General features: G+C 51.9%; 12 protein-coding genes. 2 read left to right on the top strand and 10 right to left on the bottom strand.

What is annotated here, in order from left to right; translation table 11 throughout:
* Positions 1-402: 402 nt before the first annotated feature.
* On the top strand, positions 403-1158 hold the full coding sequence (gene pdaB, locus CV944_RS07060; protein WP_033008709.1) for a polysaccharide deacetylase family sporulation protein PdaB: 756 nt from the start codon (positions 403-405) through the stop codon (positions 1156-1158).
* 138 nt (positions 1159-1296) lie between these two features.
* On the opposite strand, the gene CV944_RS07055 is transcribed toward pdaB, so the two are convergent.
* Positions 1297-1902, bottom strand: coding sequence for a KinB-signaling pathway activation protein (locus CV944_RS07055; RefSeq protein WP_033008717.1), 606 nt, complete (start codon positions 1900-1902; stop codon positions 1297-1299).
* 153 nt (positions 1903-2055) lie between these two features.
* On the opposite strand from CV944_RS07055, the gene gerD reads away from it, so the two are divergent.
* Positions 2056-2691: a spore germination lipoprotein GerD gene (gene gerD, locus CV944_RS07050; protein ID WP_033008708.1), complete on the top strand. Its 636-nt coding sequence runs from the start codon at positions 2056-2058 to the stop codon at positions 2689-2691.
* Between the two features lie 103 nt (positions 2692-2794).
* Here the strand turns inward: gerD and CV944_RS07045 are convergent, their stop codons facing one another.
* The 9 genes from CV944_RS07045 to CV944_RS07005 all read right to left on the bottom strand — a co-directional run bounded on the left by CV944_RS07045 (position 2795) and on the right by CV944_RS07005 (position 9736).
* Positions 2795-3811, bottom strand: coding sequence for an Mrp/NBP35 family ATP-binding protein (locus CV944_RS07045; protein WP_033008706.1), 1017 nt, complete (start codon positions 3809-3811; stop codon positions 2795-2797).
* A 250-nt stretch (positions 3812-4061) separates the two neighbouring features.
* A complete protein-coding gene (gene cwlD, locus CV944_RS07040; protein ID WP_100663996.1) occupies positions 4062-4778 on the bottom strand; it encodes an N-acetylmuramoyl-L-alanine amidase CwlD in 717 nt (238 codons plus the stop codon).
* A gap of 66 nt (positions 4779-4844) precedes the next feature.
* On the bottom strand, positions 4845-5285 hold the full coding sequence (locus tag CV944_RS07035) for a YbaK family protein (protein ID WP_033008700.1): 441 nt from the start codon (positions 5283-5285) through the stop codon (positions 4845-4847).
* A 116-nt stretch (positions 5286-5401) separates the two neighbouring features.
* A complete protein-coding gene (gene rpsI / locus CV944_RS07030; protein WP_033008697.1) occupies positions 5402-5794 on the bottom strand; it encodes a 30S ribosomal protein S9 in 393 nt (130 codons plus the stop codon).
* A gap of 22 nt (positions 5795-5816) precedes the next feature.
* Entirely contained in the window at positions 5817-6254 is a 438-nt protein-coding gene (rplM, locus tag CV944_RS07025) for a 50S ribosomal protein L13 (RefSeq protein ID WP_011229651.1), read from the bottom strand.
* A 227-nt stretch (positions 6255-6481) separates the two neighbouring features.
* Positions 6482-7246 carry a tRNA pseudouridine(38-40) synthase TruA gene (gene truA / locus CV944_RS07020; protein WP_033008695.1) on the bottom strand — a complete coding sequence of 255 codons (765 nt, stop codon included), beginning with the start codon at positions 7244-7246 and terminating at the stop codon, positions 6482-6484.
* Between the two features lie 12 nt (positions 7247-7258).
* Positions 7259-8056 (bottom strand): energy-coupling factor transporter transmembrane component T family protein, encoded by a 798-nt coding sequence (locus CV944_RS07015; protein WP_033008694.1) that lies wholly within the window; start codon positions 8054-8056, stop codon positions 7259-7261.
* On the bottom strand, positions 8049-8921 hold the full coding sequence (locus CV944_RS07010) for an energy-coupling factor ABC transporter ATP-binding protein (RefSeq protein WP_044746819.1): 873 nt from the start codon (positions 8919-8921) through the stop codon (positions 8049-8051). The genes CV944_RS07015 and CV944_RS07010 overlap by 8 nt, the downstream gene beginning before the upstream one ends.
* Positions 8897-9736, bottom strand: coding sequence for an energy-coupling factor ABC transporter ATP-binding protein (locus CV944_RS07005; RefSeq protein WP_033008690.1), 840 nt, complete (start codon positions 9734-9736; stop codon positions 8897-8899). The genes CV944_RS07010 and CV944_RS07005 overlap by 25 nt, the downstream gene beginning before the upstream one ends.
* Between the last annotated feature and the right edge of the window lie 49 nt (positions 9737-9785).

The following is a 9785-nucleotide window of genomic DNA, read 5'->3' as shown; positions in this document are numbered from 1 at the left end:
GGTGCAAGCACCCTTGCAGGCGAAGAACATTTGCCCGTCGCGGCGACCCGCGGACCTCCGCTTTTCGTCGCGCTTCGTTTCGTTCAGTTTTCAAGGAACGCTGTAAGTTGTCCTTTGTAAACAGCTCTTTTATATTATCATAACACTTTTTTGATGTCAACCACTTTTTTGCTTCGCTGTTGCCAAACTGCTTTTCCGAACAGCGACGTTTAAAAATATACCACTTTACCTCCAAAAATGCAAGATAATATTTTTAGGAAGTTTGCGGATCCCAATCCATGTTTATCCCCACCCCCGCTTTTGCCTACTCTGGCGCCAAGGAGTGGCAATTATGTTTCATAACCGCCATAGACCGCCGCATAAGATGTACATAGGACAACTGTTTAGGGAGGGATGGAAGCCATGTTTTACGCACTAAATGGGCGGACATTGAAAAAAGCTCTCATTATTATTTGTTCTGCTTTTTTCACTGCGGTCATCCTATACGCTTATGAAATGAACCGACCCGTGTTTTCGCTTTCCTCTGGGCCTAAGGCCGTGTACAAGGTGGACAATGACCGCGATGAGGTGGCATTGACGTTTGACATTAGCTGGGGGGATGAGAACGCGGAAAAAATTTTGGACGTATTGAAACAACACGGGATTAAAAACGCAACCTTTTTTTTATCAGCCTCATGGGCTGAACGCCATCCGTCCGTCGTAAAGCGGATCAAAGAGGAAGGGCATGAAATCGGCAGCATGGGGTATAATTTTGTCAATTATGCAGAACTCGAGAACGCTAAAATCCGCCAAGATTTAATGATGGCGGAGAAAGTGTTCGACATGTTAGGTGTGAAAAACGTCGAGTTGCTGCGCCCCCCGGGAGGGAATTTTAACAAAAAGGTGCTAAAACTTGCGGAGTCTCTCGGCTATACGGTTGTGCATTGGAGCGTTGACTCGAAGGACTGGCTGAATCCCGGCACAGAGCAAATTGTCGCCAACGTCACAAGCGATTTGGAGCCGGGCGATATTGTGCTCCTTCACGCGTCCGACTCGGCCAAACAAACGGCAAAGGCGCTGCCGAAAATTATTGCAGCCATGAAAGAAAACGGCTATAAAAACGCCAGCCTCTCTGAGCTGCTGGCCAACGGTGAAGCAGAAAGCAAAGGGATCGACTAAAAAGGGCGGGAGGCGGGTTTTCGCCTAAAAGCCGCCAGCCTTCCCTCAAGACTTTAGCATGGCCGCTGCAGTTGGATGATATCCTGATCATGTTTCCTTTTAGAATGAGCGGCCCGACAAAAAAGAACAGGCGGCGCTTTACGCGGACGATCCTGCGCCGCCTGTCAATTTATGCAGTATAAGAAGTTGATATGCATTGCATACTAGTAACGGAATCAGCATCAAATATAACCAGTCTCGGTCATTGATGCGCAAAACGGGAAACCATTCAATCACCGTTACCACGACCATAAAGAACAGCGCCGGGACGAATGCCCCTTTGTTCGTCTGCGCGCTTTTTATGTAGGCAACGGCTAAGCCAACCGCCAAAATAAACAAGGCGGTCAATACATACGGGATGATCGAATCGCCTTTATCCGCAAACACCATGTAGCGGAAATAGACTAGATCGAACAGCACGAACATGATCAAAACAAGCTGGACAGCGTTCCAGAGGGAACGGAACATGCCAAGTCCGAACCGATGGACGGTCAAATAGGCAAAAAAGCCCGCCTGGCTGATGACGCTGAAAATAAAGCCGACGCCGACATGCCAAAGCAATACGGCAAGAAATTCAATGACCTCGAAACGTACAAGGAGATGTCCAAACTCTTTCCAATTCAAAACTATCCCGACGGCTGCTGTCGCGATTCCGCCGATCAGCAGCGTGGTCAAAAATAAACGCACCCATTTGCGGCTGTTCACAGTTTGTTTCATCCTCCATTATTCAACATAGCCCGCTTAACATTTTACCAGCACCCTCTTGAAAAAGCCAGCTTCCATTCAGCCAAATGCATATTTTTTTCCCCAACATTCATATTAAAGGTGAGGGATTTTTGCAGAAAGGAGCTCATTTTTATGACCAAGTGCCTAATGCTCCTCTTGCTCAGTTTTCTCGTGCTCAGCTCATGTGCTCCCCAAGAAATCAGCCCTCCTCCCCCGGATTATGACGAAACGAAAAAAATGGTCGTCGACATTTTAAAAACAGATGAGGGGAAAAAGGCGATTCAAGATATTATGGCGGAAGACCAAATGAAGCAGCAACTTGTGATGGATCAAGCCGCTGTGAAAGATACACTCGAAAAGGTGCTGACATCGGAACAAGGGAAAAAATTTTGGGAAACCGCTTTAAAAGACCCGAAATTTGCCGAAAGCTTTGCCAAGGGACTGCAAAAGGAACATGAAAAAATGATAAAAGCGCTGATGAAGGATCCCGACTATCAACAGATGATGATGGACATTTTAAAAGATCCAGAAATGGAAAAGGCCATGATCGAAGTAGTGAAAAGCAAAGAGTTCCGCCAACACTTGCAAAAGGTGGTTACAGAAACGCTAAACAGCCCGCTGTACCAAGCCAAAATTCAAGATATGCTGACAAAAGCGGCGGAATCGCTCCAACAAGGCGCTGAAAAACAAGGAGAAGGGGAAGGGGAAGGAGAAGGAGGAGAAGGGGAAGAAAGCGACGGAGGCAACCAACAAGGCGGGGGAGGATAATCAATCAAAAAAGGTGTCCGGCGGGGGACGGGATCGCAACGTTCCAAAGAGCAGGCGATGCAATGCAGTTCCGCGCCATCGGACACCTTTTTCGTTATTCCCCTTAATATTTCTCCGCTATTTTGCGGGCGATGTCCATATAAATTTTTCCGATCGGATGATCTTCGGCGTAAATGGACGGAGCGAAATCATCATCGTTCCAGTCCGGCTGCTGAAGGGGCAGCTGCCCGAGCAACTCCGTGTTCAGCTCCTTTGCCAGCTTTTCCCCGCCGCCTTTGCCAAAGACGTATTCCCGCTCACCCGTTTTCCGGCTTTCGTAATACGACATATTTTCAATGACACCGATAATTTCGTGGTCGGTGCGCAGCGCCATCGCTCCGGCGCGGGCGGCGACAAACGCGGCGGTCGGGTGCGGAGTGGTGACGATAATTTCTTTGCATGACGGCAAAAGCGTGTGCACGTCTAACGCGACATCGCCGGTGCCTGGAGGCAAGTCGAGCAGCAAGTAATCCAAGTCGCCCCACTCAACTTCTTTGAAGAAGTTGTTCAGCATTTTTCCAAGCATCGGGCCGCGCCAAATGACCGGAGCATTGTCCTCGACGAAAAAGGCCATCGAAATGACTTTCACCCCAAACCGCTCGACGGGGATGATTTTATCGCCCCGCACTGTCGGACGCTGAGTAATTCCCATCATGTCTGGAACGCTAAACCCATAAATATCGGCGTCGATCAACCCGACTTTTTTGCCAAGCCGGGCGAGCGCGACCGCTAAGTTGACGGAAACCGTTGATTTTCCGACGCCGCCCTTGCCGCTGGCGATGGCGATATACGTCGTTTTTTGCGGATTGTCGCTGTATTTCTCAACCACTTCGCGCGGCAGTTCGGCAAACCGCAAGCCGACGGATGCGGCGCCAGCCTCTTTCAGCTGCTGGACGATCGCCGTTTGCACGCGCAGTTGGTCAGGCGTGCCGGTTTTGGCAAGCGCGATCTTTACGCTGACATGGTTTTTCTCTTCCTTAATTTTAATTTCTTGAATGGCGTTTGTTTCCTTAAAGGTCTTGTTTAAAAACGGGTCTTTCATGTTTTCAAGAATGGCTCGCACTTCGTTTTCCGTCAGCATCGTATTCACCAACCCTTTTTCAAATCAATAGTTCCCTTATATATTTACTATACCATAAACCGCCAGATGGCTTCCATTTCGGCCCCCTGCCTGTCCCGGCTTTTCGGCATTCGTTACATTGAGTGTTCTTTTCAGATGTATGAATGGCGATGGCGCGCTTTTGGACGGGGGAGAACGGTTCTCTCGCCTTGGCCGTTCTTCCCCGCTTGGAAGCAGGGCCTTTCCCGCTTCGGGACGATAAAAAACCCCGCTATTCGCGAGGGGTAGGTTCGTTCGAAAAGTAACGCAGCACTCCTTTGTAAATCGAGGCGGCGAGTTTCGTCTGGTAATGGTCAGAGGCGAGCAGATCCCGCTCGTCCGGATTCGATAAAAATCCAACTTCAACGAGCGCTCCGGGCTTTTTGGCATGCTTTAGCAAATAAACGGTATCAATCATTTTCGCTACCCGGTGGGTGTTTTCCAAGTTGCGCCGCAACTCGGCTTGGATGAATTTGGCGAGCCGCTCGTTTTCGATGAGCGAGCCGTAATAAAACGTCTGTGCCCCCCGCCAGCGCGGGGATGGAATGGCATTGAGGTGAATGCTGATAAACAAATCCGCATCGGAATGGTTAATGAATGATGTTCGTTCGTGCAAATCTTCCGTTTTCCGCCGGCTGTAGCCGCGCGTGGACGGGCTGGCCAAATCGCGGTCTGTCTCCCGCGTCATCAGAACGAGCGCTCCTTGTTGCTGCAAGTAGTCCCGCAATTTTTTCGCGACGTTGAGCGCGATTTCTTTTTCCAGCACCTCGCCGCCGACCGCCCCGCCATCCGGCCCGCCATGGCCGGGGTCTAGGACGATAATTCGCCCGGACAATGGGAGATTCCACGGTTTTGTTGAGGTCAGATCAGAAAATAAAGACGGAAATAACAAAATTCCCGCAATGGCAGCCGCGGCAAAGGCGACAAGCCACTTCCATTTTTCTTTCATCGTTTCTCCTCCCGCACGTTTCCCTTCTCTATCTTATATGGGACAAGGGGCGGGAATAGAACTTATTCAGTGAAGTTTTAGGCGGCGCCGTTTTTTTCCCCGTTCAAACCCTTCGGTCCACCAGCCGACGATATATTGCTCGCAGGCGTAATAGAGCGACTGGCCGAGCAGATCGTCGTCGATGTTGCCCCAAAAGCAGAGAAAATCAAAAAGTGTGTCAATTAAATATTTCTCCTCTTGCGCGCAACGTCGGCGCACGCTGTCCACAGACTCCCCATAATAGCCGAACCGGCTGTAATGGGCGCCGAGCAAATACGCTTCAATGGCCAGATCAATGCAGCCTTCCTCAACAGTAGATGGGAAAATCCGGTACATTTGATAGAAAGGGGCAAAATGTTCCAACACTTTGGCCCGCAATTTCTCCAGCGACAACTCCCGCAGCATTTTCCGCTCATAGCGGAGCTGCTTTTCCTGCCTTTTTTCCGCGAATGAAGTGATGACTGTCATCGTGTTTCACGCTCCTTTACGATGTAGTGTTTAACGATCGAACGCAAACATGCGCGCGGGCCAAAGGCAGAAATAAGCAAAAAACCCAGCCAAACTGGCTGGGTTGGACAACACGGTTAACGTTTCGAGAACTGCGGAGCGCGGCGGGCGCCTTTGAGCCCGTATTTTTTCCGCTCTTTGACGCGGGCATCGCGCGTCAGCAAGCCAGCGCGCTTCAATACGGTGCGGAATTCCGGATCGACTTGAAGCAACGCGCGGGCGATGCCGTGGCGAATGGCGCCCGCTTGGCCGGCAAATCCGCCGCCGTGAACGTTCACCAACACGTCGTAGCTGCCGAGCGTTTCTGTCAGTACAAGCGGTTGCTTTACCATTTCGATAAGCGCTTCTGTCGGAATATATTCACGAATGTCTTGTTTGTTGACGATGATGCGTCCATCGCCCGGGACGAGGCGGACGCGAGCAACCGAGCTTTTGCGACGACCTGTACCGTAATATTGTACTTGTGCCAAAATAAATACCCTCCCTTGTCAATTATCCGCGAAGTTCGTATACTTCCGGTTTTTGCGCTTGATGCGGGTGTTCGCTTCCGCGGTAAACATGCAGTTTTTTGAACATTTGACGGCCAAGGCTGCCTTTTGGAAGCATGCCGCGCACCGCCCGTTCAATCATTTGTTCCGGATAATTCGTGCGCATTTCGAGCGCCGTTCTCACTTTCAAACCGCCTGGATATAAGCTGTGGCGATAGTACAATTTTTTCGTTAACTTTTTCCCTGTCAGTTCCACTTTGTCAGCATTGATGACGATCACATGATCCCCGCAGTCAACGTGCGGAGTGAACGTCGGTTTATGTTTGCCGCGCAACAGCGCTGCGACTTCGCTGGCCAGACGACCCAACGTTTTGCCGGCTGCGTCGACAACGTACCATTTACGCTCTACTTCATTCGGTTTCGCCATATAAGTCGTACGCAATGTAGTTCCCTCCTAAAAAGAAAAATGAACAAGTAAAGTTGTTTATTTCAACACGATTGCTGTCCGGGGCTAATCGTGGAAAATACATGCCATATGATATAATAGCTTGCCGGAACGCCAATGTCAAGAAGATGTTACACGGGGACTCGTTGTCTTCACTTATGGCGCCCCGGTTTTTTGTCATCTAAAAGCGTGAGACGACTTTCGAACACGGTGTTCACCACCGGTCAACTGACGGCGAAAAACTCATCATCATAGTACACCCGCCATAAATACAATCCTTCCGCCGGCGCCGTCGGGCCAGCGAGTCTCCGGTCTTTGGCTGCAAGCAATGCTGCAATGTCTGCCGGGGACCGCCTCCCTTGGCCAATTTCAAGCACTGTGCCGACGATGATGCGCACCATGTTGTACAAAAAGCCGCTGCCGATGAACCGGAATTCCATCATCGAACCGTCGGTTTCCACCTCTGCCTGGTAAATGGTGCGTATGCGATCCTCCATTTCCGTTTTGGCGGAGCAGAAGCTCGTAAAGTCATGCGTCCCGATCAGTTGGCGAAGCGCTTCATCCATGGCGCCGATATGCAGCGGGTATGGATGCCACGCGCAGTAATGGCGGCGAAAGACGTCGCGGTCGGCGGCAGTCCACACTTTGTAGCGGTACTCTTTTGCCTTGGCCGAAAAGCGGGCATGAAAGGTGCTGTCTGCCTCCTCTGCCGAACGAACGGCGATATCGTCCGGAAGCTGGGCGTTTAACGCTCTTTTCCACTGTTCAGGAGAAAGCACAAGCGCCGTATCGAAGTGGATGACTTGCCCATAGGCGTGAACCCCGGCATCCGTCCTCCCGGAAGCCGTTACACGCACGGCTTTCCCTTTATGCATCCGTTTGAGCACTTCCTCAATCTCGCCTTGCACCGTCCGTTTTCCCGGCTGAATTTGATAACCGGAAAAATGGGTGCCGTCATACGCTACCACGCATTTGATCCGTCTCGTCATGGCCTTCCTCCGCTATGAGCGTAATAAAAAGAGCAACAGCGCCAGCAGGGCCGTAGCGGCTAACAACACGGTGTCTGCCGGCTTCCAAGCAAGTTGGCGGAGTTTCGTCCGCCCTTCGCCGCCGCGGTAGCCGCGCGCTTCCATCGCCGTCGCCAGCTCATCCGCCCGCTTGAACGAACTGATAAACAGCGGCACAAGAAGCGAGACGATCGCCTTCATCCGCTCAGAGAACCGGCCGCCGGAAAAGTCGACGCCGCGGGCGGCTTGCGCTTTCATAATTTTTTCTGTTTCTTCCATTAAAGTTGGAATGAAGCGGAGCGAAATCGCCATCATTAAGGCGAGCTCATGAACCGGCACGCGCCATTTTTTCAATGGACTAAGCAAGCTTTCGACGCCATCGGTCACTTCAATCGGCGTTGTCGTCAGCGTCAGCATCGTCGTCATGAGCACAAGGAGCAAAAATCGCATGGAAATAAAAATTCCTTGCCGAATGCCGCCTTCGTAAACGGACAGCGCGCCAATCCGGTAGAGGACATCCCCTTCTTTCGTCATCAATACATGCAATAACAACGTAAACAACACGACCCATAAAATCGGCTTTAAGCCGCGCAAAATGAAAGAAAGCGGGATGCGCGACAGGGCTGCAAAAGCAAACGTAAACAACGACAGCACCGCATACGTCACCGCATTATTCGCCAAAAAAACGATGAAAACATAGGCGAATACGATCAGCAGCTTCGCCCGCGGATCTAAGCGGTGAATGAGCGAATGGCCGGGCACGTATTGCCCGATAATGAAATGATTAGTCATGAATGCTCACCCTAGAAAACAGTTGCTGGATGGCCTCCACCGTCTGTTCGATCGTCAAACACGGAGAGGGAATGGCGACCCCAAACCGCGCTTCCAGCTCCCGCTTCAACTTGACCGTCTCCGGTACGCTAAGGCCAATGGCGGCAAGCCGATCGGCATCGCGGAACACCTCTTCCGGCGCTCCCTGCCCCCACACCGTCCCTTCATGCATGACGATGATTTGGTCGGCATAGCGGGCGGCATCTTCCATACTATGAGTCACGAGCACCGTTGTTAACCGTTTTTCGCAATGAAGACGGTAAAACATCTCCATAATCTCTTTCCGCCCGCGTGGGTCCAGCCCAGCGGTCGGTTCATCAAGCACCAGCACTTCCGGTTCAAGCGCCAGCACGCCGGCAATGGCGACGCGCCGCATTTGCCCGCCGCTTAAATCGAACGGCGATTTGGCCAACACATCCTCGCTGAGCCCGACTAGTTTGATAAGCTCTCGCGCTTTCCGTTTCGCCTCTTCTTCGGAAACGCCGAAATTAAGCGGGCCAAAACAAATATCCTTCTCGACCGTTTCCTCAAACAACTGGTGTTCCGGAAATTGGAACACAATCCCAACCTTTTTGCGCAGCGGTTTGAGCTGCTTCGGCCGCTTGTCGCCGGTGATGATCTCATCGCCGACTTTTATCGTGCCGCTTGTCGGTTGCAGCAAGCCGTTTAAGTGTTGAAGGAGCGTCGATTTGCCCGAACCGGTGTGGCCAACGATGGCGACGTATGCCCCACTGGGAATCGACACATTCACATTATACAGCGCCCGGCGGGCGAGCGGCGAACGGGCATTGTATACATGTTCTACTTTTTCGAATACAATGTCCATAGCTCTTCGACCAACTCCTCCGTCGTCAAGTGTGCGGAACGAAGCGGAATGCCTTGTTCCCGCAAACGGCTGCCCATTTTCACGGCAAACGGCAAATCAAGGCCGATGCGCTCGAGCTTGCCCCCAAGCCGAAAGATTTGCTCCGGCGTCCCTTCCGCCATGACCTCACCTTTGTTCATCACGATGATGCGGTCGGCTTTCGCCGCTTCCTCCAAATCGTGCGTGATCGACAATACTGTAATGCGCTGTTGCCGGTTCAAGCGGCGAACCGTCTCGAGCACCTCTTCCCTTCCCCGCGGGTCGAGCATCGATGTCGCTTCATCCAAAATGATCATATCAGGGTGAAGCGCCAAAATGCCGGCGATAGCGACACGCTGCTTTTGCCCGCCGGAAAGCCGGTGCGGCTCGTGTTCGAGAAACGCCTCCATATGCACCAGGCGGATGGCTTCACGGATGCGCTCAATCATTTCATCGCGCGGAACACCATTATTTTCAAGGGCAAAGGCGATATCATCCTCGACAGTTGTCCCGACAAATTGGTTATCTGGATTTTGAAACACCATGCCGACGCGCCGGCGCACCTCCCAGACGGTCGTTTCATCGAGAGGACGCCCAAACAGGCGAATGACGCCCCGCTCCGGCCGAAGCAAACCGATTAACAGCCGGGCAACGGTCGACTTGCCGGATCCGTTATGGCCGACAATCGCCAGCCACTCCCCGCGTCCGGCCTGGAAGCTCACGTTTTGCACTGCATACTCCGATTGGTTCGGATAACGGAAGTACACTCCTTCGATCGAAAGGATCGGTTCGGCCATGATTGTTTCTCCTCGCCTTGGCACGTTTCCGGCCGTGCCTTGCTAAATG

Source organism: Geobacillus sp. WSUCF-018B (assembly GCF_002809985.1).
In the GTDB taxonomy this organism is placed as follows: Bacteria; Bacillota; Bacilli; order Bacillales; family Anoxybacillaceae; genus Geobacillus; species Geobacillus thermophilus.
This window is presented reverse-complemented; position numbering and strand designations above follow the sequence as displayed.